Here is a 269-nt window from a genome sequence, read left to right as displayed (position 1 = left end):
CATGATGCCCAAAATAACTTTCAGCGATTTCAAGGCAGCTTCTCCTGTGACGAGCGGCTCCTCGTCCAGGCGGATGGAATCGACAAAGGCATCAATGACGCCGCTCGAAGCCTGGTGGCCGTTCGTTTGGATCGCCTCGAGCTGATAGTTCACTTTTTCGCCCGAAGCCAGGATGAGCTCGAGCTGATACTCATCGTCGTCATAGATTTTCATGATGCCCTTGTCGCAATAAATGACCGTGCTATTGTCCTCTTCGCCGTAATAGGTCC

Annotated in this window: 1 pseudogene; it reads right to left on the bottom strand. The window is 52.0% G+C overall.

Features of this window, described 5'->3' with window-relative positions:
* Nucleotides 1-269 (bottom strand): annotated as a pseudogene (locus SB775_RS29960) (gfo/Idh/MocA family oxidoreductase); the annotation flags it as partial.

Source organism: Peribacillus sp. SIMBA_075, assembly GCF_046534585.1.
This window is presented reverse-complemented; position numbering and strand designations above follow the sequence as displayed.